Below are 23,843 nucleotides of genomic sequence, written 5' to 3'. Positions count from 1 at the left end.
CTGCACATCCAGCTCCGCAACTGAAGCCAGGCCATGAACGGACCTGCCGCGCGCTCACAGCGGCATGGGCGCGCTTTCCAGCGCCACGCGCTGGGTGTCTGACAGTTGCAGCAGCTCGTGCGTGCGGTCGGCCAGGTACCAGCTGGCGCGCAGCAGGGCTTCTTGCGTGGCGCAGGCCATGTTGGGGGTGATGCGCAGGCGCGGCACGTTGCGCAAAGGGGAATCAGCGGCGATTTGATCGGGTTCGCTCAGGTCCAGCACGCAGGCGCCCAGGTGGTTGCTGCGCAGGGCCTGGGCCAGCGCGGGCAAATCGAACAGGGCGGGCGCGCTGATGCTGGTCCAGAACTGGCCGGTGCGGCAGACGGCCAGGGCGCTTTCGCTGACCATGCCGCGATGGCGCGAGGCAAAGGCCATTTGCACGGCCACCGCGTCGGCGGTGGCCAGCAGCTCGGTGAATGTGACGGGCTGCACGCCCAGGCGCTGCCACAAATCGGCCGTGCGGTGCAAGGCAGGGTCAAAGCCGATCACGCGCGCGCCCAGGGCGGTGAGCAAGGTGGCCAGCAGGTGCGCGGTGGGCGTCATGCCCAGCAGGCCGATGACGCTGTCATTGATTTCGCGGCCCCGCAGGGGCACGCCGTCCAGGGGCATGACGGGCTGGGGCGCGCCATTGCGCATCATCATCATCAGGTTGCCCAGCTGGAATTCGGCGTTGGCGCGCACGTTGGCGTTGATGGCGCGCAGCACGCGCACGCGGCGGCGGCGGCAGGCTTCGTCGTCTATGTTTTCGGTGTCGCCGTGCAGGCAGGCCACCACGGCCAGGCAGGGCGCGAAGTCCAGCAGCGCGCTATCCACCCGCACTTCGGGCGTGACGAAAAGGGCGCGCGTTTTGTACAGCCGCCGGTGCAGCTCGGCGCGGTCGTGCGCGAGCATGGGCTGGTAGCTGACCTGGTGCCTGTCAGATAGCCACAGCTGCGCATCGGGCGCCAATTCATCCAGCAGCAAAATCTCCATGTTTTGGCTCCTTGCCTTTTTCCGTCTGGTTACGTCCCTGTGTTGAAGACTGTAACTTTATCATTCACGATTTTTCCACGCACGCGCTTTTACTCATGCCTTTTTCTACTGTGCAAACCGCCGTTTTCCCTGTTGCCGGCCTGGGCACGCGCTTTCTGCCGGCCACCAAGGCCAGCCCCAAGGAAATGCTGCCCATCGTGGACAAGCCCCTGATCCAGTACGCCGTGGAAGAGGCCTGGGCTGCGGGCGTGCGGCACATGGTGTTTGTCACGGGCCGCAGCAAGCGCGCCATTGAAGACCACTTCGACACCGCCTACGAGCTGGAAAGCGAGCTGGAAGCGGCGGGCAAGGCCGAGCTGCTGGCGCTGGTGCGCGCCGTGCAGCCCGAAGGCATGCTGTGCAGCTACGTGCGCCAGCCGCGCTCGCTGGGCCTGGGGCACGCCGTGCTGTGCGCGGCGCACATCGTGGGCAACCATCCTTTCGCCGTGCTGCTGGCCGATGACCTGATGGTGGGGCCGCCCGGCGGCGCGCCCGTGCTGGCGCAAATGACGCAAGCCTTCACCCGGCTGGGCCGCTGCCTGCTGGCGGTGCAGGAAGTGCCGCCCGAGCAGGTGCGCCGCTACGGCATCGTGGCCGGGCAGCCGGCGGGCGAGCGCCTGCTGGCCATTGACCGCATCGTGGAAAAGCCCAGCCCCGAAGAGGCGCCCTCGCGCATGGGCGTGGCGGGCCGCTACATCCTCACCCCGCGCATCTTTGACGAAATCCGCAAGCAGCCGCGCGGCGTGGGCGGCGAAATCCAGCTCACCGACGCCATTGCCCGCCTCATGCAAAGCGAGCGCGTGTATGCCTACCAATACGAAGGCGCGCGCTACGACTGCGGCAGCAAGGAAGGCTTTTTGCAGGCCACCGTGGAGCTGGCCCTGCAACACCCGAAGATGGGCGAGGGCTTTCGCCGTTATCTGAAGGGCCTCACGCTCTGACGGGCCTTGCCTTGCGCCAAGGGCGGGCCAGACAATCGGAAAGAAGCTTTTCTTGCTCCTTGCGATCTGCTCTTCTTTTTGCTTCCTGGCAGCCTTGCCTGCCGTGCTCCGCCTGATTTCTTTCCAACCTTGCTGCCCGCTTTGGCGGGCATTTTTTGTTTCTGGAGCCAAGTCATGAAAGTCGGCATCCTCACTGGCGGCGGCGACTGCCCCGGGCTGAACGCCGTCATCCGCGCCACCGCCAAATCCCTGCTGCGCCACGGACGGGCTGAAGTCATCGGCATCGCCGACGGCTTTGCGGGCCTGATGGAAGGGCACACCCGGGCGCTGGATTGGGCAGCCGTCAGCGGCATCCTCTTTTCGGGCGGCACCATTTTGGGCACCAGCAACCGGGCCGATCCGCTGGCCTCGCCCGCCAGCGCCGCACACGCCTGCGCCACGGCGCGCGCGCTGGGGCTGGATGCCATCGTCGCCATCGGCGGCAACGGCACCATGACCATTGCCAACGGGCTGGCCGCGCACGGGCTGAAATTCGTGGGCGTGCCCAAAACCATCGACAACGACATTGAAGGCTGCGCTCGGAGCTTTGGCTTTGACACCGCCGTGGCCACCGCCACCCGCGCGCTGGAGCAGGTGCAAACCACCGGCCAGAGCCACGGCCGCGTGATGATTGTGGAGACGATGGGCCGCTACGCAGGCTGGATTGCGCTGGAAGCGGGCATCGCCGGCGCGGCCGATGCCATCTTGCTGCCCGAAATCGACTTCAACCCCGCCGCCCTCGTGCGCCTGTGCCAGCGGCGCGAGCGCTGCCGCGCGCACACCGTCATCTGCATCGCCGAAGGCGCCAAGCCGGCGGGCGGCGCGCTCACCATCGAGCGCGTCATCCAGGGCAGCCCCGACCCCGTGCGCCTGGGCGGCGTGGCCCACACCCTGCGCGCCCTGCTGGAGCCGCACCTCAAAAGCGAAGTGCGCGCCACCGTTTTGGGCCACGTGCAGCGCGGCGGCCCGCCCACGCCGTATGACCGCATCCTGGCCACCCAATTCGGCCACCAGGCCGCCAGCCTGGTGCTGCAAGGGCGCTTCAACCGCATGGTCACGCTCGCCAGCGACACGCCCGGCAGCGCGCTGGGCGACATCGCCCTGTCGGAAGTGGCCGACCGCACCCGCTGCGTGCCGCCGAATCACCCGCTGGTCATCACCGCCCGCGAAATCGGCGTGAGCTTTGGCGACGAGGCAGACTGAAGCGGCGGGCGGGAAAAACTGCGAACGGCCAGCGCAAGGCCACGCTCCTGATAGCGGCCAAGCCCGTCAAACCGTGCGGCAAAGGCGCAAAGGCGTTTTCTGGCCCCTGAATTGGCTCCTGCTCCGTGGTGAAACCGGAAGCGCAGCCTGCCCCCTATGAACCGGCTTTGAACCGGCTTTGAACAGGCTCTGAACATGCTTTTGCCGCCGCCGCCCGCGCCCGTTTACGCCGATGAACACCTGCTGGCCTTTGACAAGCCCGCCGGCTTGCTGGCCGTGCCGGGCCGGGGGCCGGACAAGGCCGATTGCCTCAGCGCCCGCGTGCAGGCCGTCTGGCCCGGGGCGCTCATCGTCCACCGGCTAGACGAAGCCACCAGCGGTCTCATCCTCATGGCCCGCAGCCCGCGCGTGCAGCGCCTGCTGGGCGAAGCCTTTGCGCAGCGCCGCGTGCGCAAGCGCTACGAAGCCGTGGTTGGCGCCAGCGCCGCCGCCGTGGCTGCCGCTTTTGCCGCCGCTTTCACCGCCAGCCAGCCTGAGGCGGACGAGGCGGATGAATGGGCGGATGAATGGCTGCAAGAGCAGGAGGCGGAAGAAGACGAAACTGCCGCCTTGTCTGCCGCCCTGTCTGCCACTTTGTCAGCCGTTTCCGCCCCGCCCGGATGGGCCGCCATCGGCCTGCCCCTGCTGCCCGACTGGCCGCGCCGCCCGCGCAGCAAGGTTGATCATGTCCACGGCAAACCCAGCCTCACCCTCTGGCGCCCCGCAGGCGGCGGCCCGCTGCCCGGCACGGCGCGCGTGGCGCTGCGGCCCATCACGGGCCGTTCCCACCAGCTGCGCGTGCACCTGGCTGCCATCGGCCTGCCGATTGCGGGCGACGCGCTCTACGCCCCGCCCGCCGCGCAGGCGCTGGCTCCGCGCCTGCTGCTGCACGCCAGCGCCCTGCAACTGACGCACCCGGCCACCGGCAAGCCGCTGCGCCTGGCCAGCCGGACGCAGCATTTCGACGCCCTGTTTCCCCAGGCATGACGGTCCGCCAGCATCAAAAGCCATGAGCGCCGCTCCAGCGCCTCTGCGCAAAAACATCAGAAAAAGGAGCGAATAAAAAGGGCCGAAATACCGCCCCGCGCAATATCCACTAGGACATCATGCTATGGATAAAGGAGCGAAATAAGGCCGGGTATTCAACATTCAAGCCTGCCCGCCCCAGCCTGCCCTCTGCCGCGCGCGGGTTTCCCCGCCTCACAGCGCCACAAAGCGCGGCGCGCCGCGCTCCAGGGCCAGATCGTGCTGGGCCAGCAGCGGCACGCGGGCCATGTTGGCAATGCTGCGCGAGCCGCCCAGGCTGGGGTGGAGCCTGAAGCCATACATCTCCTCCGCCTGCAAGGGGCCAAGCCGGTACGCCAGGCGGGCGAACAGGGGGCGCTGCGCGTCATCTTCCTGCTCGAAGGTTTCGGGGCGCAGCCCGCCCCAGAAGCGGCGCATCTGCGCATCGGCCTCCGCGCCGGGGGCCTGTGCGGGGGCGCGGTCGGCGCTGGCGTAGTGAAAGACGATGCCCTCCAGCGGGCTGATGAGCGCCACCTGCCCCTTGCCGCTGGCCCAAACCAGCAGCTCGCCAAAGGCCGTGCGGGCAATGACGGCCAGATCACGCCGCTGGCGCAGCAGCGTGCCTTGCAGCCAGCGCGCCAGCAGCGACTCGAACTCCTGCGGATTGGTCATCCACATCAGGCCATCGCCAAAACCGCAAACGCCCACCTCGCGCCAGTAAGTGAAAAGCTGCCGGGGCAGCAGGCCCGCGCAGGCGTCAAAAGCCGCCTCCGGCATTGGCTGGGCGTGCACGGGCGAGCCAAACAAGGCCAGAAAGCGCCCGAAGTCTTCATCCAGTGATTGCGGCGTCATGCGTCAGCTCCTTTGCAAAAAGGAAAAAATCAGGCGGCCAGCAGCACCTGCACGAGGCCGCCCACGCCCACCAGCCACGCGAAAACCAGCAGCCCCAGCAGCAAAGGCTTGATTCCCGCTTGCCGTATGGCGGAAAAATGCGTGGAAAGCCCCAGCGCCGCCATCGCCATGGCCAGCAGCCAGGTATCGGCCTGCACCAGCGCCGCCACCCAGGCGGCAGGCAGCAGGTTCAGCGAATTGAACAGCATCACGCCAATGAAAACGAAGGCAAACCAGGGAATGACGATGCGGCCTTCCCCCTCCTTTTCGCCCTGGCCCGTTTGCCCTTGCGGCGCAGGCGCGCCGCGCCGCCCCAGCCACAGCGACAGCAGCAGCAAAAAAGGCGCCAGCATCATCACGCGGATCATCTTGGTCGTCACCGCAATATCGGCCACCGCCGCATTGATGGCCTTGCCCGCCGCCACCACCTGCGCCACCTCGTGCACGCTGGAGCCGATGTACACGCCAAACTGCCCGTCCGACAGCGGCCACCAGTGCCAGGCGTGCATCTGCGGATACAGAAAAATGCCCGCCGTGCCGTAAATCACCACCGTCGCCACCGCCACCGCCACGCGGTCAGCGCCTGCGCGCAGCACCGGCGCCGTGGCAATCACCGCCGCCGCGCCGCAAATGCTGCTGCCCGCGCCCATCAGCAGCACCGTCTGCCGCTCCATCTTCAGCCAGCGCAGGCCCAGCCAGCAAGTCAGCAAAAAAGTGGAAGCGAGCATCAGCGCATCCGCCGCGAAACTGGCCAGCCCCACATCCAGCACCTGCCCCAGCGTCAGCCGGAAGCCATACAGCATGATCCCCAGCCGCAGCAACGGCCCCTTGCAAAACAGCATGCCCGCATGGCAGCGCACCGCCACGCGCGGATAAACCGTGTTGCCCGCCAGCATGCCGATGACGATGGCCAGCGTCAGCAGGCTGAACCCCGCCTGCGCCGCCCACGCGCTGCGCCCCGCCAGCCAGGCCGCCGCAACCACCGCGCCCACCGCCAGCAGCCCCGCCGCCTTGGCCAGCGGCCCCGTTCCTTCAGATCGCATCGCCCGTTTCTCCTGCCGCCATTATCTGGCGGGGGCGACGGCTGCCTTCTTGCGCCAGGGCAAAACAAGGCGCGGCGGCGCGGCGGCGCGGCTGGCGGGCGGGCGAATAGGCGCTATCCGTTCATCCACGCCCCTGCCAGCAGCAGGGCGCAAACCAGCAGAAAAGCCAGCCATTGGGGCTGCGCCTGGAAATAATCCGCCCAGCCAGCGCGCGAGAAAAAAGCGTTCCCAGCCAAAAAAGCGCGTAAAACGCATGCAGCAGGGCGATGAACAAAATCAGCCAGAAATGAAAGCCCATGACTTTCGCTCCCATCAGCAGGCAGAAAACCGCGCCCAGCAGCAAATCGGCGCTGACCATGTGAAACACGCCATGCCCCGTCAGCCAGTAATCAAAAGCCTTGCCCGCATCCGCCCGCGCCGGGCCGGGGCGAAGCCGCCGAAACTCCGCGCCGCCCGCGAAAAAATGAATGCCGCCTAAAACAAGCTGAACCACGCCCGCTGAAAGAACCCAGTAATTCATGAAACCATCGCCATTTGCTATTGAAACCTGCGCAGAGCCTGGCTGGAAGAAACCGCAGGCCGCCCGAGTCCACGCTTTTCACCCATTCTCCGAATTTGAACAAGCTCTCTGCGCAGCCCATTTTTCAAGAAACAACCCGTCCGGAATTAAAAGCGGCATTCTAAATACAGCAAGCTGGTGACCTGACGCTATTTCTTGATGCCCCGCAAAGTCATGACCCTGAACTTTTTGGGAGGGAACGGCTTATTCCATCTGCTTGATATTCCTGTTCCACAGGGCCATGGCGGTATCGACGCCTTTTTTGCGGTCGCCTGAATCGAAGGCGGCGAACATTTCTTCAATCTGGGCGTCGATGGCGGGAATGAGGGCGGCATCGCGCTTGAGCTGGCCTTTGGCTTCGGACCAGTAGCGCAGCAGGTTTGCCTTGTTTTGTTCGTAGCTCATTGGCATCAGGTAGCGGTCATGCGCGAACATGGCGCAAAAGGCGACTTCAGTGGAGAAATCGGCGAGGGTTTCTTTGAGAGACATGGTGAGGTTGCTAAAAATATCAATGAACTGGAAAAAATGCCGCCACTGGTTATATAGCAAACCAAAGACGGCATTTGAGAAGGGGCGCGGCTGGCTAGCGTAATTTCTTGATATGGCCGCAGCCCCACAAGGCCATTGCAATGAGAACGCCCTTGTCTTGGTTTCCGGATTCAAAGGCGTAAAACATCTCATCCATCAGGGCATCGATGGGCGCGATGCGGTCCACGTCGCGCCTGAGCTTTGGTTTGGCCTCAGCCCAGTATTCCAATATTCGGGCCTTCCTTGACTTATATGCCATGCGGAAGGCGTGCGGATCCTTTCTTAGCGTAATACCGACCAGTGCGTCGGCAAGATAGCTAAGTGATTCATTCAAAGTCATGGCATAAACCCTTTGGGAGGAAGAGGAACTTTATTGATATTTCGTGCCGGGATGGCATATGAACCTCCTAGCGCGTCGGGGCGAATAATCATATAGTGACCTTCGCGTATGGAATGCCATCTTCTAATCTGTAGGGTGTTGGGGCTTTTGAAGGCCAGCGTACTGTCTAAATAAAGATTATTGCCCAGACGTAGATCTGGAATGCCATATTTATCAGAATCAGGCGTAATTAAATGTCGATTTACGGCGGCAATCCGCGATTGCTGATTTTCATCAATGCCCATGTTGCTGAATTCCTCGCGCAATCTGCTACGTACTGCGCCATCTATATAATTACCTATGGCCGTATTGAGGCTTACTCCATGTGAGCGGATTAGCTGGTTTCGACTTGCCAAATCCAAGGCTTCTTCATAAGCTTCATTGACTGTTCTTTGTTGCAGATTGCTCACCCATCTCTCAAATTGCATTGGAGTCATATTCTGATTGCCAATGCGAATATTGCGGTAGTTTTCGCCCCAGGTTGCGCGCAAGCGCCGGTCTTGCAGGAAGGCGTTGTAGTCGCTTTGCAGGCGTTGCGCGGTAGCCTGATAGTCGCGCACGAGGTTGCCGCCGTTCACCCAGGCCATCTGGTATTCGTTGGAGACGTTGGTCATGCCCGCCTCGCGCATGCGCTGGCGCATGTAATCAATCTGGCGCTTGGCGTTGGCTCGATCGTTGATTTGCCTCATCCGGGCCAAATCGTTGTACGGGGCCGGAAGCTCGCCCAGAAAGCCAATCGGGCCTGCTGCCAGATTCAGCGCGGCATCCCAGCCCTGATTGACGACGGGCGAAACCGCGCGCATTCCGCGCGGTGCGCGCGGAGCGCTGCCGCCGGTGGGGATGAAGTCGCCGCTGTCGGGCAGGGAGTCTTCGCGGGCCTGCTCGGCGATCAGCTCGCGCACGACCTGGCGGTGAATGTCGCGCAGGTGTTCGGGGATGAATGAGTCGGGCTGGGAGTGGTCCCTGTTGTCGCGCTGGATGGGGCCGCCGCCGCTGTCTTCGCTGATGACGCGGCCAGCGAACGGAGGCGGCGGGCTGCCTGCTGGCGGGGCGGGGGGGCGCGGTTTCAATGGGGGCGGGCTGGGCGGGGCTTGCGGGCGCAGGGCCTTCGGGGGCGGGGCCGCCGCCAGCGCCGCCGCCGTGGTCTGGCGGGAAGGCGTCGAAAGGCAGGGGCAGGGAGGGGCGGGACGGCGGGGGGTCGCGGCTGTCTTCGATGACGACGGGGTCCAGATCTTCAAACCTGCCGCCGGGCATGCCGTCGTTGCTGTTTCCGGGCGAGGGAGGTTTGCCGGGGTTGGGGCCTATGGGCACCAGGGGGATGGGCGGCGTGACCCAGACGCGGCTGCCATCGGGCCTGCGTACCCAGTGGGCGGGATCTCCCCATTGCAGTTCGCATCGTTCGTGGCGGGAGCTGCCGGGATCGCAGAGGCCGCAGTCATGGTCGCAGTCATGGTCGCAGTCGGATGTGTACTTGCGCTGCTCAGGCGGCTGCTCATGCCTTTGCAGTTGCAGGGCGAGCTGGGGCGGCAGGGGCAGTTGCGACAGCGTGGCCGATGGCGTTGGCGCTTGCGCTGGCGCGGCGGGCGCGGGTGGCGGGGCGCTGCCGTCGGGCTGCGGCGCGGGGGCCGGCGCAAGCGGCGGGGCGATGGGCGGACGGATTTGCGCGGCGGCTCATCTCATGGATAAAAAGACGCCAGAAATGGACGTTATTGCGTCGTCATTTGCATCATGGGCGCGGGCCGCCATGAAGGGCCTGGCGGCGCAGAGAAGGCGCGGCAGGCAGGCTTGCGCTGCCCGCGCCTGCGGGGCTGGCGGCATGGGCAGCCCAAAAAAGAGGAGCGAATTCAAGGGGCTGAAAACAGCTTTCGCGCTCTTTCCACTAGGACGTCATGCTATGAAACAAGGAGCGAAATCAGGCTTTGCTGAAGCGGCTTTCCGTTCGCTTCGCATGCCATTCAGCTGGCCAGCGCGGCGGCGGCGGTGCGGTGTGTGGCGGCGTCCACAAGGATGAGCGCGCCCAGCGCGCGGCTGGTGGCAAAGGGCGCGGCGGGGATGGCTTCTTGCAAGGCCAGCTCGACTTGGCCGATGGCGTTGGCTTCCAGGCGGTCGGCGTTTTGGGGCTGGAGGGTGTGGATGTCCAGCCGGTGGAGCACGCGGCGGGCTTTGGCCTTGAGCCAGCGGTGGCCGTGCAGCGCCCAGTAAACGCGCCCCGGGGTGAGCGGCTCGTCGTCAAGCCAGCAGAGGGTGGCTTGCAGCTCGCGTGTGACGGGCCAGGCGGGCTGGGCGGCGGGGGTGTCGAATTCGTCGAATTCGCCGGCTTCACCGGCTTGGCTGCCGCTGGCGGGCTGGGCGGCGGCGGTGATCCAGTCGCCGCGCGAGAGGTCGAGTTCGCGGTCGAGCACGAGGCCGGCGCTGTGTCCGGCGTTGACGCCGGGCTGCGGCTGGCGCGTGTGGTCCAGCACCTGGGCGATGCGGGCCGTGTGGCCGCTGGGCAGCAGTTGGACGGCTTCGCCCGCGCGGGCTTGTCCGGCGGCCACGCGGCCCCAGAAGATGCGGCGGCCCTGGCGGGTGTCGCTGGAGGAGGCGTTTTTTTCCACCCATTGCACGGGAAAGGCCAGGGGCAGGGCGCTTTCGCTGGGCGTGGCGGGCAGTTTTTCAAGCAGCGGCAGCAGCGCGGGGCCTTGGTAGCCGCACCAGCCGGACTCGTCAGGGTTGGGGGCGGCCACGTTCCAGCCCATGAGGGCGGAGATGGGCACGATGGCGGCGGGCTGTATGCCCGCTTCTTGCGCGAAGGCTTGCAGCGCATCGCGGATGTGGGCAAAGGCGGCGGCCGGTTGCGCCACGGCGTCGAGCTTGTTGATGGCAAAGACGATGGAGGGCACGCGCAGCAGGTGCGCGAGCAGGGCGTGGCGGCGCGTTTGCGGCAGCAGCGCGGGCAGGGGGCTTTGCCAGTCGATTTTGGTGGCGTCTACCAGCACCACGGCGGCGTCGGCCTGGCTGGCGGCGGTGACCATGTTGCGCGTGTATTGCTCGTGGCCGGGGGCGTCGCCGATGATGAATTTGCGCGCTTCGGTGGCGAAGTAGCGCCAGGCCACGTCGATGGTGATGCCTTGCTCGCGCTCGGCTTGCAGGCCGTCGGTGAGCAAGGCCAGGTCGGTCTGGCCGCTGCGGGTGACGCCGGCCAGGTGGTCTTGCAGCACGGCGCGGCTGTCCAGCAGCAGGCGGCCAATGAGGGTGCTTTTGCCGTCGTCCACGCTGCCGCAGGTGATAAAGCGCAGGGCGGGGCGGGTGGCGCTGGCGTCAGCGGGCGTGGGTGCGGCGGGGGCGGATGCGGGAGAAGTCATGGCTGCAAAGGGTGTGAGGGGTGGATGAAAAGCGGTGGCGCTGGCGGGCTGGAACGGGTCAGGCTGGAGAGACGGTCACGCCTTGGCTTTGGGCAGCGCAGGGGGCGGGGCTGTCATGGCGCAGCACGCAGAAAGACCAGTGCCTGCGCGCATGGGCGCCTTGGCGCTGCCAGCCCTGGCGCTGGAGCTGATGGGCCAGCAGGCGGTTGAAAACGCCATGCCCCACCAAAAGCACGGAGCCATGCCGCGCCGCCAGCGCGGCCAGCCAGAGGGCGGCTTGCGCGGCGCGCAGGCGGGCTTGCGCGAGCGATTCGCGGCCGCAAGCGATGCCTGCCAGCCATGCCAGCCGGGCCAGCGCTGCCCAGGCGCTGGCGGGCAGGCGCAGCAGGGGCCAGCGCGCGGCGGGCGTGGGCAAAGCGGCTTCGCGCAGCAAGGCTGCGGCTTGCGCGGGGCGCACGCCCAGCAAGGCGGCTGATGAGAGGCTGCGGGGCAGATCGCTGCAAACCACGGCGCCGCACGGGCGCGCCTGCTCGAGCACAGCGGCAGGCGGCGGGCAGGCGGGGGTGACGGGCGCGGCGTCGTAGCGGCGCACCCAGTCGGCAAAGCCGTGCGCCGTCAGCCATTTGCCTGCGGGCGCATCGGGCAGGCCATGGCGCATGAGGGTGATGGTGGGCATGGGCGGGCGGTTGTGCGGCTGGGAGTCGGCTGGGGTTTTCAGGGGCGAATCGGCCTGAAGTCCCCGTGGAATGGGCGCGGTGCGCTATCTTTTTTGATGGTGAAAGGGTGGGGCTGGCCGGGGTGGGGCGCGGGGCGGTTCAGAAGTAGCCGTCGCGCTTGCGCTTTTCCATGCTGGCGTCGCTGGTCTGGTCGTCCATGCGGGTGGCGCCGCGTTCGCTGACGCTGGCGGCCAGGGTTTCCACAATGATGTCGGCGGGCGTGGCGGCGGTGCTGGGCACGGGGCAGGTGCAGGTGATGTCGCCCACGGTGCGAAAGCGCACGCTGCGTTTTTGCACGGTTTCGCCCGGCCGGGGCGGCGTCAGGGGCGTGACGGGCACGAGCAGGCCCCGGCGTTCGATGACGTCGCGCTCGTGGGCGTAGTAGAGGCTGGGCAGCTCGATGTTTTCGCGACCGATGTATTGCCACACGTCCAGCTCCGTCCAGTTGCTGATGGGAAAGACGCGGAAGTGCTCGCCGGGGGCCAGGCGGGTGTTGAACAGCGTCCAGAGTTCGGGCCGCTGGGCTTTGGGCTGCCATTGGCCGAAGCTGTCGCGGTGGCTGAAGATGCGCTCTTTGGCGCGGGCTTTTTCTTCGTCGCGCCGCGCGCCGCCCATGAGGGCGTCGAAGCGGAATTCTTCAATGGCTTCGAGCAGGGTGACGGACTGGTGGGCGTTGCGGCTTTCGTCGGGGCGGGCCAGGCGCACGGTGCCGCGCGCGATGCTGTCCTCCACACTGCGCACGATGAGTTCGGCCCCCAGTTCGGCGGCGCGCTTGTCGCGCAGGGCGGTGACTTCGGGGAAGTTGTGGCCCGTGTCAATCATGAGCAGCGGGTAGGGGATGCGGCCCGCGCCAAAGGCTTTTTCGGCGCAGCGCAGCATGACGAGCGAGTCTTTGCCGCCGGAAAAAAGCAGCGCCGGGCGGTCAAAAGCGGCGGCGGCTTCGCGCAGGATGAAGATGGTTTCTTCTTCCAGCGCGTCCAGATGGGCGGCCGAGAGGTGGCGGGCAGGTGCGTTCATGGGCGTGGGGGCGTGAGTGGCGGTGTTGGGGGAAGGCCGGGCGGCGGGCACTTGGCGCGCGGGGTTCCGTGCGGGATTCAGTGCGCCAGGTGCAGGCCGCATTCGCGGCGCTCTTCGGCTTTGGTGGGGTCGAAGTAGTCAAAGTTGTTGGGCAGGCCGTGGGTCTGGCAGTAGGCGTGCAGGTCTTTGGCGCTCCAGTGCAGCAGGGGGGCGACTTTGATGAGGCCGTCGGGGTTGAGGCTGACGGGCTGCATGCGGGCGCGCTCGTCGCTGTCGCTGGCGCGCAAGGCGGTGAGCCAGATGCGGGGGGCCATTTCGCGCAGCGCGCGCGCAAAAGGCTCCAGCTTCACTTCTTCGGTGAAGGCGGCGTGGCGGGGGTCGTCCAGCGCGGGGGCGGGGCCTTCCAGCGCTTCGCGGTGGGCGCGGGTGCGGCGCGGCAGGTAGGCGTGCAAATTCAGGCCCAGCTGGCGCGTGAGCGCGTCGGCGAACTGGTAGGTGGCGGCGGTGTTGTAGCCGCTGTCCATCCACACCACGGGCACATCGGGCTGCACGCGGCAGGCCATGTGCAGGATGACGGCCTCGAAGGGCCGGAAGTTGGTGGTGACGATGGCGCGCAGCCCCAGGCGCTGGCCCAGGCCCAGCGCCCAGGCGGTGAGGGCGGGGGCGTCATGGCCCAGCTCATCGCTCACGCGGGCCAGCTCTTCGGCGCCGGGCATGGCCGGGGCGGCTGTTGCGGCGGCGCGGTTCATTCGGCCTCCCGTGCGAAGTGGGGGCGGGGCTGCTGCGCGTCGCCCTGGTAGAACTCGTCAAACACCACGAACTGGCGCGGGGCGGCTTCGGCGTTCACGCCTGCGGCCAGCACGGCGCTGGTAAAGCCGCTGCGCTGCATGAGCAAAAGCTGGTCGATGAGCACGTCGCCCGTGGCGCGCAGCTCGCCGGTAAAGCCCAGGCGGCGGCGCAGCAGCACGGCCTGGCTGTAGGCGCGGCCATCGGTGAATTTGGGAAAGTTCAGCTCGATGCAGGTGACGCCCTGCAAAGCGCCTTCGGCGGCCAGCGCGAGCACGTCGGCGTCGTTGGCGATTTGCAAAACGCCGGGCGCGGGCGCGGCGCTGGCGCAAGCAGCGCTTTCAGAGGCGTTTTCAGCAGTGTTTTCTGCGGGGTTTTCAGCGGCGCTGCCCGCCGGGGCTTCGCTTTCAGCGGGGGCAACGATGCGGATGGTTTCTTTCATCGCGGCGCTTTCTTTGTTGTGCCGGGCCGCTCGCTCAGGCCACGGCGGCGGGCTGGGCCGCAGCGGGGGCGGCGGCAGGCTTGGCGGGCTTGTCTTCGGGCCGCGCGTGGCGGGCGGCGTTGGCGGCGGCCTTGAAAGGGTCATGGCCCAGGCGGCGCACGGTGTCGATGAAGTGCTCTTTGCCGTCGCGCAGTTCGCGGTAGGTGTTCAGGATGGCCTGCACCACGTCAGGCACTTCGGCGGCGGAGAAGGCCGGGCCGATGATCTTGCCCGGCCCCTCGCGGCCCGACAGGTGCGAGCCGTCGCTGCCGCCTAGGGTAATCTGGTACCACTCCTTGCCGTCTTTGTCCACGCCCAGAATGCCGATGTGGCCGCTGTGGTGGTGGCCGCAGGAGTTGATGCAGCCGCTCATGTTCAGGTCAATCGGCCCCAGGTCTTCGGCCTCGTCGATGTCTTCATACAGGGCCATGAGCGCGGCGGCAATGGGAATGGAGCGCGCATTGGCCAGGGCGCAGAAGTCGCCGCCGGGGCAGGAAATCATGTCGGTAATCAGCCCGATGTTGGGCTGCGCCAGCCGCAGCGCGCGCGCCGCTTCGTAAAGAGCGGGCAGATCGGCGCGGCGCACCCAGGGCAGCAGCAGGTTTTGCTCGTGCGTGAGGCGCACTTCGCCCGCCGAAAAACGGTCGGCCAGATCGGCCACGGCGTCCATCGTGGCGGCGTCGGCGTCGCCCGGGGCCATGCCCAGGCGCTTGAAGGAAAGATGCACCACGGCCAGGCGCGGGTCGCGGTGGGCCTGCACATTGCGCGCCAGCCAGCGCTGGTAGGGCAGGGCATTCACATCAACCGGCTGCTGCGGCGCCACGGCGGGCGCGTCTTCACCCGCCAGCGCGGGCGGCGCAAAGCACGCGGACACGCGCTCCAGCTCGGCTTGCGGAATGGTGTGCGGCGCGCCGTCGTGCTCGACGATGGCGCGGTATTCGGCCTCCACCGCGTCAATGAAGCTCTGCCCTTCGGCCTTGACCAGTATCTTGATGCGCGCCTTCCACACGTTGTCGCGGCGGCCATAGCGGTTGTAGACGCGGATGATGGCTTCCAGATAGTTCAGGATCTGATCCCAGGGCAAAAACTCGCGCAGCACCGCGCTGATGACCGGCGTGCGCCCCATGCCGCCGCCAGCGCGCACCTTGAAGCCCAGCGCGCCCGCATCGTCTTTCACCAGTTGCAGGCCCACGTCGTACCAGCCCAGCGCCGCGCGGTCTTCGGCCGCGCCGTTCAGGCTCACCTTGAACTTGCGCGGCAGAAAAGCGAATTCGGGATGCAGCGTGCTCCACTGCCGCAAGATTTCGGCGAAGGGGCGCGGATCGGCCAGCTCATCGGGCGCAATGCCCGCCAGCGCGTCGGTGCAGATATTGCGGATGCAGTTGCCGCTGGTCTGAATGCCGTGCAGCCCCACGGTGGCCAGCAAGTCCATCACATCGGCGCTCCTGGCCAGCGGAATCCAGTTGTATTGCACGTTGGTGCGCGTGGTGAAGTGGCCGTAGCCGTAGCGCAGCGGCGGCGCATCCAGCGTCAGCCCCGGCTGGCGGGCCTGCAAGGCGTCTTGCCGGGCCTGCGCCTCGGCAAACAGGCCCGGCTCCGGCTGATCGAACTCGCGCGCCACCCGCGCCAGCACCCGCATCTGCGCGCTGCTGATTTCGCCATAAGGCACCGCCACGCGCAGCATGGGCGCGTAGCGCTGCACATACCAGCCGTTTTGCAGCCGCAGCGGCTTGAACTGGTCTTCCGACAGCTCCCCGCGCTGCCAGCGCGAGAGCTGATCGCGAAACTGCGCCGCCCGCTGGCGGATGAGTTGCAAATCGAATTCGGTTTTGACGTACATGGTGGGCTTTGTGGGAAGCAAGCCCGCCCACGGCCTGGCCGCGAGCGGTTTTGCGAAAAAACAAGCCCCGCACTGTAGGCACGCGCCGCGCCAAAGGGAACGATTTTTTGGTTAGTGCCTTATGCGCCAAACGGCATAAAGCGCCGCCGCCTGCCAACACGGCCCCAGGGTTGGCGGACGTGGCCGCAGGCAAGGCCGGGCCGGGCGGCGGGTGCATGAGAGCCGGGCCTGAATCGCAGGCGCCGCCCGTCTGGAAGCACCAAAAAGAGGAGCTGATTCAGGGGGTCAAAAATACCGGTTCCCGCAGTTTCCACCAGGACATCATGCTATGGATAAAGGAGCGAAAATAGCGGCCAGCGTTCCGGCCATGCCTTGCCTGGTCAGTCTTCTTTCAGCCCGGTCAGCGGCTGGCGCTGGCGCCAGAGGACGGTGACGGGCGGATGGCGGCCCTGGCCGCGCTGCACGGCGGCGGTTTCCTGCAAGGCCACGTCATCCAGCCGCAGGCGGCCCTGCACTTCAAAGAAGCTGGAGAGCACGTCGCACCACTGGGCGGGGCATTCGCGCACTGGCTGCTGTGCGCCGCCGGCGGCCTGGGCGGCGTCGGCAATGCTTTTGAACGGCCTGGCGGCGCGCGCGGCGGCCATGCGCTGGGCGCTGGCCAGGTCGATGCCGGTGACGGCGTGGATGACTTCGGCGCTGGCGGTGTTCAGATTGACGGGCGTGCGCTGCGGCAGCAAGGTGATGTGCGGCAGCAGCGCCGCGAGTGTGGCGGGCGGCACGCCCAGCCAGCCGAGCTGATCGGCGCGCAAGGGCATGGGCGCGGCCAGCGCGGCCTGGCCTTGCTGGGCGGGCTGGGCCAGGGCGCTGGCGGCTTTGTTCAGGTGTTCGGCGAGGGCGTCCAGCTCATGCGCGGGCAGGCCCAGCAGGGCAAACAGGCGCTCGAAGCGCTGGCGGCTTTGCTGCGCTTCTTGCGGCGGGGCGCCGGCCTGGGGCACCAGGTGCAGCACGTTCATGCGGGCCTGCAAGTCGGCTATGCCGCCGGAGAGAAAGGCATCGCGCCCCAGGTCGCTGGTGTCGGCGCCTGCGGTGAGGAAGGTGGAGATGCGCGCTTCGGCCAGCGGCACGGCCCAAGGCTCGCCCAGGTGGTCGGCCTGGCGGTCGTCGTCCACGCGCAGGATGAGCCGCCCCCAGTCGAGCGCGCCGCCCAGCAGCCAGGCCGATTGCACGCGCGTGCGCTCGGCCGCTTCCACTTCCACGCCGCGCCATTGCTGCCACATGGCGGCGGCGGCCAGCGTGGCCACCAGCGCGACGGTGAGCATGGCCGCCAGCAGCGCCGCGCCGCGCTGCGCCGCGCCTGGCCGGGAGACGGCGGCTTCGCTGGCTGTGAAAGGGCGTTTTTTCATGGGCGGACGGGTTTTTTTGCTGTTGATGGCAGGCGGGTTTCAGGATTTTTTCAAGGCGGGCGCTATTGGACTATTGGAAGCAGGGCGGGAAAACGGGGCGATTTGAAAAAAGCATTTTGAAAAAGGGCGTTTTGCGCGAGGGTTGCCGCCTTTGTTGCGATTTTTCTTTCCGGGTGTTTCAAGGGGCTGGATTCAATACAAGGGGCTGGATTCAATATTCACATGCCCGCCGTGGGCGTGAAAGTGGGCGAAAGCCAGTCCAGCATCACGGGGCCGGTCAGCGCCTGCCCTTCGGCCAGGGTGAGATTCAGGCGGATGGCTTCGGGCACGCGCGCCAGCTGCGCTTCGCCCTGGGCGGAGCTGGACAGGGGGTTGAACCAGGCGTTGTCCAGAAAGTAGTAGAGCTGCCAGTCTTGCAGCGCGGCAATGGCCACGGCCTGCCCGGCGCTGACGGGGCGCTCGGGCGTCTGGCTCCAGCCTTGCGCGGCCTGCCAGGCGCTGGCCCATTCGTTCCAGGTGCGCACGGGGTGCGATTGCCAGCGCCACCACTGGCCGCTTGTGGCGCTGCGCGTCCAGGCCACCACGCGCAAGGCGCTGGGCGCGGGCGGGCGGGCCGTGGCGGGCGGGCCGCCGGGCGCGGCGGAAAGGGGAGCAGGCAGGGGCAGGGGGGCGCTGCGGGTGATGCGCAGCACGCGCCCGTCCCACGCCAGGCTGCGGGCGGCCAGCGGTTCGGCGCTGCTCGATGAGCTGCCGCCGGATGGGCTGCCGGATGGGTTGCCCGGCGGGGCTGCGGCGGCGGCCAGTTGCTGGGGCCAGACCATCATGGCGTCCAGATCGGCGTGCCACTGCGCGAAGGCCGCTTGCAGCGCCAGCGTGCCGTCGGCATGTGCGCGCGCCCTTTCTTGCGCGCGCGTCATGCCGTCGATGGCCTGCCAGCTCATGACGGCCATGACGGCCATGATGGCCAGCGCCACCAGCACTTCGATCAGGGTGAACCCCCGGCAGGGCTGCATGCGGGCCGCCATCGCTTGCCTCAGTAACGCCCGATGAGCGTGGAAACCTGCACCACCGTGAGCTGCTGCTGGCGCACGATGGCCTCGACGCGGCGGAAGTTGGGGTTGGGCGTGGCGCGCACGGCCAGCGTGACTTCAAACGCCTGCCCGGCCTGCTCGCAAGCCAGCGTGCTGTCGCCCGCGCCGGGAAACTGGCGCGTGAGCTTGAGTTCGATCAGCGCGTTTTCGGCGCAGATTTGCCCCAGCATCACGCGGCTTTGCCGCGCCGCGTTGTCAGCGAGCGCGCCTGCGGCCTTCAGCCCCGCTACCAGCGCGATGGCGGTGATGGACAGGGCCACCATCACTTCCACCAGCGTGAAGCCGCCGCAGACAGCTCTCTTGCTGCGAGTGAGGGCGAATGCAGGCATGGCCGGGCCTTGTTCAGGGCTGGCGCGCATCGGCTGGGCCGCCCGGGGCGCTGACGGCAAAGGGGCGCAGCCCGTCGGTGGCCACTTGCAGCGTGGCCGGGCTGCCCGCGCGGTGCAGCGCCACGGCCTGCGGGCCGATGATGGGGTCAGGCCCCAGCAGCAGCGCCGCGTTGCCCTGCGCGGCGGTGGCGGCGTCCAGCCACTGCGTGGGCCAGGGGCTGCCGCCGGGCGGCACGCCTTCAAACACAAAGCCTTGCGCGGCGGGCCGCCAGGTCACCGCCACCCCCGTGGCGCGCGAGAGGGCGCGGGCCGATTCCAGCAGCGCCGCCAGCCGCGCTGCGTCGCGCTCCAGCGCCGAAGCCGCGCTGTCGCGCAGCGCAATGGCCGCCAGCGAAACGCCCAGCGCGATCACGGCGACGGTGACCACCAGCTCGATGAGGGTAAAGCCCCGGCTGCGGCAAAGCGCGTGTTCGGCGGGCATGCGGTTGGGCATCAAGATTGGGCGTCAAAAAGAGGAGCGGATTCAGGCCTCTGAAAAGGCATCTCGCGCAGATTCCTCTAGGACATCATGCTATGGAACCAGGAGCAAAAATATGCCCTTCTCACTGCCAGCTGCCAATGTCGGCGTCGCGCCCCTCGCCGCCGCTTTTGCCGTCGGCGCCAAAGCTCATCACGTCCACCTCGCCCTTGACGCCCGGGTTCAGGTACTGATACGGGTTGCCCCACGGGTCATTGGGCAGCTTTTCCAGGTACACGCGCCAGTTGCGCGGCTCGGGCGGCGCGCTGGGGCGGGCGATGAGCGCCTGCAAGCCCTGCTCGGCGGTGGGGTAGCGCAGGTTGTCCAGCTTGTAGAGCTTGAGCGCCTGCACGATGTTGTTCACGTCCGTGCGGGCGGCGGTGGCGCGCGCGTCGTCCGTGCGGTCCAGCAAATTGGGCACGATCAGCGCGCCCAGCACGCCAATGATGACCAGCACCACCATCAGCTCGATCAGGGTGAAGCCAGCCCCGCGCTGGCGGGCGCGGGAACGGGCGCTGAGATGGGCGCGAGAGCAGATGCGGGAAAGGGCGGAAAAGGCAGTATTCATAAGCGAAAAAGCGCCGCAGCGCACGCCTGGAGCAGGGCGGAAGTGCACCCAAAGCGGGCCGGGAAGCAGCCGGAAACGGATCAGAAAAGAAGGCCGCGAACAGACGGCGGACGGGCCGCCATCAAGAGTGCGCTCAATGATAATCGGCGCATGTCTTTGCCCCTGTTCAGGAGCGCCGCCCGCCGGTCTCCGTATTTTTCCTGATGGCACGCCCGGCGCTGAACCGATTCGCCCCCGCCCTGGCCGCGCTGCTGCTGTGGGCGCTGGCCGCTGGCAGCGCGCTGTACTGGGCGCTGCACGCTGCCAGCAGCGCCCCGCCCGCTGCGGCCGCCACAGCCGCGCCCGGCATGCCCCCGCTTGACGCGCAGGCCGTGGCCCGTGGCCTGGGCGCGGCAGATGACGCCCCGCCAACGGTTCAGGCCGCGCCGCCTGACGCCCGCTACGCGCTGGCAGGCGTGGTCGCTCACGGCAGCGAACGCGGCGCGGCGCTCATTGCCGAACAGGGCCAGCCCCCCAAGCCCTACCGCGTGGGCGCGAAGCTGCCCGGCGGCTGGACGCTGCAAGCCGTCTTGCGCCGCAGCGCGGTTCTGGACGCGGGCGATGGCCGCCAGATGCGCCTGCAAATGCCCGAACCCGCCCCGCCCGCGCGCCGCGCGCCCTGACGCCCCGGGAGCCGCCTGCCTGCAATCTGCCCGTGGGTGCGGCGCACTGCCGCCCCTCACGGTCAGATCATGAACAGGCGCCTGGCCCGCAGGCCCTGGTGAAAGAGGCGCAGGCCGCTATTGATTCGGGGGCAAAGCGCATCTGCCGGGCCGGGCGCAGGGGCGCGGCGACCAAGGGAATACGGCGGCCGGGCGCGCCTGATAATCCGCCGCCATGCGAGTGCGCTTTACCAAAATGCAGGGGGCGGGCAATGATTTCGTGGTGCTTGACGAAACGGCCGCGCTGCTGAACCTGACGGCGGATCAATACCGTTTTCTGGCCGACCGCCACTTTGGCGTGGGGGCCGACCAGATTCTGAGCGTGCGGCCCGCGCCCGCGCCGGATGTGGATTTTGAATACGTCATCCACAACGCCGATGGCGGCGAGGTGGAGCACTGCGGCAACGGCGCGCGCTGCTTTGTGCGCTACGTGCGCGGGCAGGGGCTGACGGTCCGCAACCCTGTGCGCGTGAAAGTGAAAAACGGCGTGATCGAACTGGCCGAGCAGCCTGATGGCCGCGTGCGCGTGAACATGGGCGCGCCGGTGTTTGATCTGCCCCGCGTGCCTTTCGATTCCGCAGGACTGACGCCGCTGGCCGAGGGCGGCTGGCAGGTGTGGCCGCTGGCGCTGGAGCAGGCGGGCGGGCGCGGCGCGGCGTGCATGGTTTCTGTCGCCGTGCTGTCCATAGGCAATCCGCACGCCGTGCAGGTGGTGGCGCAGGCAGATACCGCCCCCGTGGCCGAGCAAGGCCCGCTGATTGAAACGCACCCGGCCTTTCCGCGCCGCGTCAATGCAGGGTTCATGCAGGTGCTGGATCGCCGCCAGATCCGTCTGCGCGTGTGGGAGCGCGGCGCTGGCGAAACGCTGGCCTGCGGCACCGGCGCTTGCGCCGCCGTGGTGGCGGGCCGCCGCCTGGGCCTGCTGGATGAGCGGGTGGATGTGCACGCGCGCGGCGGCCTGCTGACCATTGAATGGGCAGGCGGCGAGCGCGATGCCGTGTTCCTGACCGGCCCGGCGCAAACCGTGTTTCACGGCGAAATCGATCTTCCCGGCGCGCCGCAGCCGCCCGCGCGCTGACGGGAAAAAAGGAAAACCCGAGATGACCGAAAACCACAACCCCCATCCTGAAGTGCATGACGGCGTGGACGAAAACGCCATCGCCCAGTACCTGCTAGCCGAACCCGGCTTTTTCGAGCGCCATGCCGAGCTGCTCACCCGCGTGCAGCTGGCCAGCCCCAACGGCGGGCGCACCATCAGCCTGCAAGAGCGCCAGGCCGAGGCCCTGCGCGAAAAAATCGCGCTGCTGGAGCGCCGCCTGATGGAGATGGTGCGCTACGGCAACGAAAACATGCTGATTGCCGACAAGCTCCAGCGCTGGGCGCGGCAGCTGTTTCTCGCGCACCGGCCCATTGATCTGCCCGCCGTCATGGTCAGCGAGCTTCAGGCGCAGTTCGGCGTGCCCCAGGTCGCCCTCAAGGCGTGGGAGGTGGCCAGCGTCTATGCGGGCGAGCCTTTTGCGCAGGGCGTCAGCGATGACGTGAAGAGCCTGGCCGCCTCGCTGGCCGCGCCTTATTGCGGCGTGAACACCGGCTTTGATGCCGTGCAGTGGCTGCCCGCGCCGCAGGAAGCGGCCTCGCTGGCGCTGCTGCCGTTGCGCAAGCCAGGGGCGAGCCAGGGCGCTTTTGGCTTGCTCATCCTCGCCTCGCCCGACAGCCACCGCTATGAAGCGGGTATGGCCACGGATTTTCTGGAGCGCATCAGCGAAATTGCCAGCGCAGCGCTCTCGCGGCTGCGCGATGAGGACTGACGGGCGCGTGCGCCAGGCAGCGGCCCGGCGCGTGAACCCGCCCGTCCGAAGGCCTGCCCGTGCGGCAGGCGGTCTCTGGGCGGCATCAGAAACAGGAGCGAATTTGTAGGGGTCAAAAGGCCACTCCGCGCTGCATCCACCAGGACATCTTGCTACGAATAGCGGAGCGGAAATGGCACGGCGCGTTCAGCCCCGCGCGCATGCCGCCTTGCCATGAAGGGCTGCGGGCCGGGGGGGCACTTTCGCGTCATGGACAAACTGTGAACAGGTTCTCAAGTCTTTGCTCCCAAATGTGACAATCGCCGCTTTTCACTGCAACCGATGAAAGGGAAATGCCTATGACGACTCTGACGTTCAACGCGTACTACACGCTGATTGCGGCAGTGCTGGTGCTGCTGCTGGGCAGCTGGCTGGTGCGCAAGATCAAGTTCTTGCAGGATTTCAACATTCCGGAGCCGGTGGCCGGCGGCCTGGTGGCCGCGCTGGTGCTGTTTGGCGTGCATACCGTGCAGGGCGTGAATTTCCAGTTTGAAAAGCCCTTGCAGGACGCCTTCATGCTGGTGTTTTTCTCGTCCATTGGCCTGTCCGCCGATTTCGCGCGGCTGCGCCAGGGCGGCAGGCCGCTGGTGATTTTCATCATCGCGGTGTCAGCTTTCATCATCGTGCAGAACGTGGTGGGAACGGTCATGGCTTCGGCGCTGGGGCTGGATCCGCGCATCGGCCTGGTGGCCGGCTCGATCACGCTCACGGGCGGCCACGGCACGGCGGGCGCCTGGGGCAAAGACCTGGAAGCCGCTGGCGTGCAAGGCGCCATCACGCTGGGCATGGCCTGCGCCACGTTTGGCCTGGTGATGGGTGGCCTGCTGGGCGGCCCTGTGGCACGGCGTTTGATTCGCGGCAAGCCCACGCCGGGCCTGGCGGGCATTGATGACAGCAAGCCTGCCGCCGGCGATCAGGAAGTGGTGTTCGAGCGCCCGCACCAGCAGCGCCTGATCACGGCGGAATCGGGCCTGCAAACGCTGGCCATGTTTGCCGCCTGCCTGGCGTTTTCCGACATCATGTTCAAGGTGGCGCAAGGCACGTTCTTTCAGCTGCCGCAGTTCGTGTGGGCGCTGGCCGGCGGCGTGCTGGTGCGCAATGGCCTGGTGCTGATTTTTGGCGTGAACATGTTTGATCGCGCCATTGACGTGTTCGGCAACATCGCGCTATCGCTGTTTCTGGCGATGGCCCTGCTTTCGCTCAAGCTGTGGGAGCTGGCCGGGCTGGCCGTGCCGGTGATGTTCATTTTGGCCGCGCAGACGGTGGTGATGGCGCTGTACGCCACGTATGTGACCTACCGCGCCATGGGCGGCGACTACGACGCCGCCGTGCTGGCTGCCGGCCACTGCGGCTTCGGCCTGGGCGCCACGCCCACGGCAGTGGCCAACATGCAGGCGCTGACCGACCGCTTCGGTCCCTCGCACAAAGCCTTCCTGATCGTGCCGATGGTGGGTGCGTTTTTTGTGGATATCGTCAATGCGCTGCTGCTGCAAGGCGCGCTCAAAGTCATTGCCTGGGTGAGCTGA

Annotated in this window: 26 protein-coding genes; 9 read left to right on the top strand and 17 right to left on the bottom strand. The window is 67.2% G+C overall.

Translation table 11 applies throughout. The features are described from left to right. Window positions 1-54: 54 nt before the first annotated feature. Entirely contained in the window at window positions 55-1,011 is a 957-nt protein-coding gene (locus tag QB898_RS03350; RefSeq protein WP_082202882.1) for an NAD(P)-dependent oxidoreductase, read from the bottom strand. Between the two features lie 95 nt (window positions 1,012-1,106). Between QB898_RS03350 and galU the strand changes: the two genes are divergently transcribed. From galU to QB898_RS03335, 3 genes are all read left to right on the top strand, one after another. After that, a complete protein-coding gene (gene galU / locus QB898_RS03345; RefSeq protein ID WP_050714789.1) occupies window positions 1,107-1,991 on the top strand; it encodes a UTP--glucose-1-phosphate uridylyltransferase GalU in 885 nt (294 codons plus the stop codon). Window positions 1,992-2,165: 174 nt separating this feature from the next. After that, window positions 2,166-3,233, top strand: a complete 1,068-nt coding sequence (locus QB898_RS03340; protein ID WP_279523787.1) for a 6-phosphofructokinase — start codon at window positions 2,166-2,168, stop codon at window positions 3,231-3,233. Window positions 3,234-3,428: 195 nt separating this feature from the next. Further along, complete coding sequence (locus tag QB898_RS03335) at window positions 3,429-4,259, top strand: RluA family pseudouridine synthase (protein ID WP_279523786.1); 831 nt, start codon at window positions 3,429-3,431, stop codon at window positions 4,257-4,259. 213 nt (window positions 4,260-4,472) lie between these two features. Here the strand turns inward: QB898_RS03335 and QB898_RS03330 are convergent, their stop codons facing one another. Together QB898_RS03330 and QB898_RS03325 are read right to left on the bottom strand one after the other, a co-directional pair. After that, a complete protein-coding gene (locus tag QB898_RS03330; protein ID WP_279523785.1) occupies window positions 4,473-5,129 on the bottom strand; it encodes a GAD-like domain-containing protein in 657 nt (218 codons plus the stop codon). Window positions 5,130-5,158: 29 nt separating this feature from the next. Beyond that, on the bottom strand, window positions 5,159-6,211 hold the full coding sequence (locus tag QB898_RS03325) for a YeiH family protein (RefSeq protein ID WP_279523784.1): 1,053 nt from the start codon (window positions 6,209-6,211) through the stop codon (window positions 5,159-5,161). A 253-nt stretch (window positions 6,212-6,464) separates the two neighbouring features. Between QB898_RS03325 and QB898_RS03320 the strand changes: the two genes are divergently transcribed. Next, a complete protein-coding gene (locus QB898_RS03320) occupies window positions 6,465-6,689 on the top strand; it encodes a hypothetical protein (RefSeq protein ID WP_279523783.1) in 225 nt (74 codons plus the stop codon). 40 nt (window positions 6,690-6,729) lie between these two features. Then, window positions 6,730-6,912, top strand: coding sequence for a hypothetical protein (locus QB898_RS03315; protein WP_279523782.1), 183 nt, complete (start codon window positions 6,730-6,732; stop codon window positions 6,910-6,912). A 62-nt stretch (window positions 6,913-6,974) separates the two neighbouring features. Here QB898_RS03315 and QB898_RS03310 read toward each other — a convergent pair whose 3' ends face one another. From QB898_RS03310 to gspG, 14 genes are all read right to left on the bottom strand, one after another. Continuing rightward, window positions 6,975-7,259, bottom strand: a complete 285-nt coding sequence (locus QB898_RS03310) for a hypothetical protein (RefSeq protein WP_279523781.1) — start codon at window positions 7,257-7,259, stop codon at window positions 6,975-6,977. 94 nt (window positions 7,260-7,353) lie between these two features. Next, window positions 7,354-7,638 (bottom strand): hypothetical protein, encoded by a 285-nt coding sequence (locus QB898_RS03305; RefSeq protein WP_279523780.1) that lies wholly within the window; start codon window positions 7,636-7,638, stop codon window positions 7,354-7,356. Further along, window positions 7,635-8,747, bottom strand: coding sequence for a hypothetical protein (locus QB898_RS03300; RefSeq protein ID WP_279523779.1), 1,113 nt, complete (start codon window positions 8,745-8,747; stop codon window positions 7,635-7,637). Before QB898_RS03300 ends, QB898_RS03305 begins: the two co-directional genes overlap by 4 nt. Window positions 8,748-9,632: 885 nt before the next feature. After that, on the bottom strand, window positions 9,633-11,021 hold the full coding sequence (locus tag QB898_RS03295) for a sulfate adenylyltransferase subunit 1 (RefSeq protein WP_279523778.1): 1,389 nt from the start codon (window positions 11,019-11,021) through the stop codon (window positions 9,633-9,635). Window positions 11,022-11,079: 58 nt separating this feature from the next. Next, complete coding sequence (locus QB898_RS03290) at window positions 11,080-11,697, bottom strand: histidine phosphatase family protein (RefSeq protein ID WP_279523777.1); 618 nt, start codon at window positions 11,695-11,697, stop codon at window positions 11,080-11,082. 139 nt (window positions 11,698-11,836) lie between these two features. Further along, window positions 11,837-12,754, bottom strand: a complete 918-nt coding sequence (cysD, locus tag QB898_RS03285) for a sulfate adenylyltransferase subunit CysD (protein ID WP_279523776.1) — start codon at window positions 12,752-12,754, stop codon at window positions 11,837-11,839. Between the two features lie 77 nt (window positions 12,755-12,831). Then, complete coding sequence (locus QB898_RS03280; RefSeq protein WP_279523775.1) at window positions 12,832-13,503, bottom strand: phosphoadenosine phosphosulfate reductase domain-containing protein; 672 nt, start codon at window positions 13,501-13,503, stop codon at window positions 12,832-12,834. Next, the gene (locus QB898_RS03275) at window positions 13,500-13,982 is read right to left on the bottom strand and encodes a DUF934 domain-containing protein (RefSeq protein ID WP_279523774.1); all 483 of its coding nucleotides are present in this window, start codon (window positions 13,980-13,982) and stop codon (window positions 13,500-13,502) included. Before QB898_RS03275 ends, QB898_RS03280 begins: the two co-directional genes overlap by 4 nt. Window positions 13,983-14,016: 34 nt before the next feature. Further along, window positions 14,017-15,861, bottom strand: a complete 1,845-nt coding sequence (locus tag QB898_RS03270) for a nitrite/sulfite reductase (RefSeq protein WP_279523773.1) — start codon at window positions 15,859-15,861, stop codon at window positions 14,017-14,019. 380 nt (window positions 15,862-16,241) lie between these two features. Further along, window positions 16,242-17,264 carry a type II secretion system minor pseudopilin GspK gene (gene gspK, locus QB898_RS03265; protein WP_279523772.1) on the bottom strand — a complete coding sequence of 341 codons (1,023 nt, stop codon included), beginning with the start codon at window positions 17,262-17,264 and terminating at the stop codon, window positions 16,242-16,244. A gap of 218 nt (window positions 17,265-17,482) precedes the next feature. Beyond that, window positions 17,483-18,289 (bottom strand): PulJ/GspJ family protein, encoded by an 807-nt coding sequence (locus QB898_RS03260; protein ID WP_279523771.1) that lies wholly within the window; start codon window positions 18,287-18,289, stop codon window positions 17,483-17,485. Window positions 18,290-18,297: 8 nt separating this feature from the next. Continuing rightward, complete coding sequence (gspI, locus tag QB898_RS03255; RefSeq protein WP_279523770.1) at window positions 18,298-18,684, bottom strand: type II secretion system minor pseudopilin GspI; 387 nt, start codon at window positions 18,682-18,684, stop codon at window positions 18,298-18,300. A 13-nt stretch (window positions 18,685-18,697) separates the two neighbouring features. Next, on the bottom strand, window positions 18,698-19,177 hold the full coding sequence (locus tag QB898_RS03250) for a prepilin-type N-terminal cleavage/methylation domain-containing protein (protein ID WP_279523769.1): 480 nt from the start codon (window positions 19,175-19,177) through the stop codon (window positions 18,698-18,700). Between the two features lie 109 nt (window positions 19,178-19,286). Then, window positions 19,287-19,769: a type II secretion system major pseudopilin GspG gene (gspG, locus tag QB898_RS03245; RefSeq protein ID WP_279523768.1), complete on the bottom strand. Its 483-nt coding sequence runs from the start codon at window positions 19,767-19,769 to the stop codon at window positions 19,287-19,289. Between the two features lie 203 nt (window positions 19,770-19,972). On the opposite strand from gspG, the gene QB898_RS03240 reads away from it, so the two are divergent. From QB898_RS03240 to gltS, 4 genes are all read left to right on the top strand, one after another. Next, window positions 19,973-20,431, top strand: a complete 459-nt coding sequence (locus tag QB898_RS03240; protein WP_279523767.1) for a type II secretion system protein N — start codon at window positions 19,973-19,975, stop codon at window positions 20,429-20,431. Between the two features lie 214 nt (window positions 20,432-20,645). Next, window positions 20,646-21,548, top strand: coding sequence for a diaminopimelate epimerase (dapF, locus tag QB898_RS03235; RefSeq protein ID WP_279523766.1), 903 nt, complete (start codon window positions 20,646-20,648; stop codon window positions 21,546-21,548). 22 nt (window positions 21,549-21,570) lie between these two features. Then, window positions 21,571-22,278 carry a DUF484 family protein gene (locus QB898_RS03230; RefSeq protein ID WP_050714773.1) on the top strand — a complete coding sequence of 236 codons (708 nt, stop codon included), beginning with the start codon at window positions 21,571-21,573 and terminating at the stop codon, window positions 22,276-22,278. Window positions 22,279-22,616: 338 nt separating this feature from the next. Continuing rightward, a complete protein-coding gene (gene gltS, locus QB898_RS03225) occupies window positions 22,617-23,843 on the top strand; it encodes a sodium/glutamate symporter (RefSeq protein ID WP_279523765.1) in 1,227 nt (408 codons plus the stop codon).

This window comes from Ottowia cancrivicina, assembly GCF_029813755.1.
Taxonomy (GTDB): Bacteria; Pseudomonadota; Gammaproteobacteria; order Burkholderiales; family Burkholderiaceae_C; genus Ottowia; species Ottowia massiliensis.
The sequence above is the reverse complement of the archived record's forward strand: the minus strand, read 5'-3'. Positions and strand labels throughout refer to the sequence as shown.

Coding starts and splice junctions, on each gene's coding strand:
- QB898_RS03250 (WP_279523769.1), bottom strand. CDS start 19,177: ATGCCCAACCGCATGCCCGCCGAACACGCGCTTTGCCGCAGCCGGGGC.
- QB898_RS03340 (WP_279523787.1), top strand. CDS start 2,166: ATGAAAGTCGGCATCCTCACTGGCGGCGGCGACTGCCCCGGGCTGAAC.
- cysD (WP_279523776.1), bottom strand. CDS start 12,754: ATGAACGCACCTGCCCGCCACCTCTCGGCCGCCCATCTGGACGCGCTG.
- QB898_RS03270 (WP_279523773.1), bottom strand. CDS start 15,861: ATGTACGTCAAAACCGAATTCGATTTGCAACTCATCCGCCAGCGGGCG.
- QB898_RS03280 (WP_279523775.1), bottom strand. CDS start 13,503: ATGAACCGCGCCGCCGCAACAGCCGCCCCGGCCATGCCCGGCGCCGAA.
- QB898_RS03290 (WP_279523777.1), bottom strand. CDS start 11,697: ATGCCCACCATCACCCTCATGCGCCATGGCCTGCCCGATGCGCCCGCA.
- QB898_RS03295 (WP_279523778.1), bottom strand. CDS start 11,021: ATGACTTCTCCCGCATCCGCCCCCGCCGCACCCACGCCCGCTGACGCC.
- QB898_RS03305 (WP_279523780.1), bottom strand. CDS start 7,638: ATGACTTTGAATGAATCACTTAGCTATCTTGCCGACGCACTGGTCGGT.
- QB898_RS03260 (WP_279523771.1), bottom strand. CDS start 18,289: ATGGCGGCCCGCATGCAGCCCTGCCGGGGGTTCACCCTGATCGAAGTG.
- dapF (WP_279523766.1), top strand. CDS start 20,646: ATGCGAGTGCGCTTTACCAAAATGCAGGGGGCGGGCAATGATTTCGTG.
- QB898_RS03330 (WP_279523785.1), bottom strand. CDS start 5,129: ATGACGCCGCAATCACTGGATGAAGACTTCGGGCGCTTTCTGGCCTTG.
- QB898_RS03325 (WP_279523784.1), bottom strand. CDS start 6,211: ATGCGATCTGAAGGAACGGGGCCGCTGGCCAAGGCGGCGGGGCTGCTG.
- galU (WP_050714789.1), top strand. CDS start 1,107: ATGCCTTTTTCTACTGTGCAAACCGCCGTTTTCCCTGTTGCCGGCCTG.
- QB898_RS03315 (WP_279523782.1), top strand. CDS start 6,730: ATGAAACCATCGCCATTTGCTATTGAAACCTGCGCAGAGCCTGGCTGG.
- QB898_RS03240 (WP_279523767.1), top strand. CDS start 19,973: ATGGCACGCCCGGCGCTGAACCGATTCGCCCCCGCCCTGGCCGCGCTG.
- QB898_RS03310 (WP_279523781.1), bottom strand. CDS start 7,259: ATGTCTCTCAAAGAAACCCTCGCCGATTTCTCCACTGAAGTCGCCTTT.
- QB898_RS03350 (WP_082202882.1), bottom strand. CDS start 1,011: ATGGAGATTTTGCTGCTGGATGAATTGGCGCCCGATGCGCAGCTGTGG.
- QB898_RS03320 (WP_279523783.1), top strand. CDS start 6,465: ATGCAGCAGGGCGATGAACAAAATCAGCCAGAAATGAAAGCCCATGAC.
- gspI (WP_279523770.1), bottom strand. CDS start 18,684: ATGCCTGCATTCGCCCTCACTCGCAGCAAGAGAGCTGTCTGCGGCGGC.
- QB898_RS03335 (WP_279523786.1), top strand. CDS start 3,429: ATGCTTTTGCCGCCGCCGCCCGCGCCCGTTTACGCCGATGAACACCTG.
- gspK (WP_279523772.1), bottom strand. CDS start 17,264: ATGAAAAAACGCCCTTTCACAGCCAGCGAAGCCGCCGTCTCCCGGCCA.
- QB898_RS03275 (WP_279523774.1), bottom strand. CDS start 13,982: ATGAAAGAAACCATCCGCATCGTTGCCCCCGCTGAAAGCGAAGCCCCG.
- QB898_RS03230 (WP_050714773.1), top strand. CDS start 21,571: ATGACCGAAAACCACAACCCCCATCCTGAAGTGCATGACGGCGTGGAC.
- gspG (WP_279523768.1), bottom strand. CDS start 19,769: ATGAATACTGCCTTTTCCGCCCTTTCCCGCATCTGCTCTCGCGCCCAT.
- gltS (WP_279523765.1), top strand. CDS start 22,617: ATGACGACTCTGACGTTCAACGCGTACTACACGCTGATTGCGGCAGTG.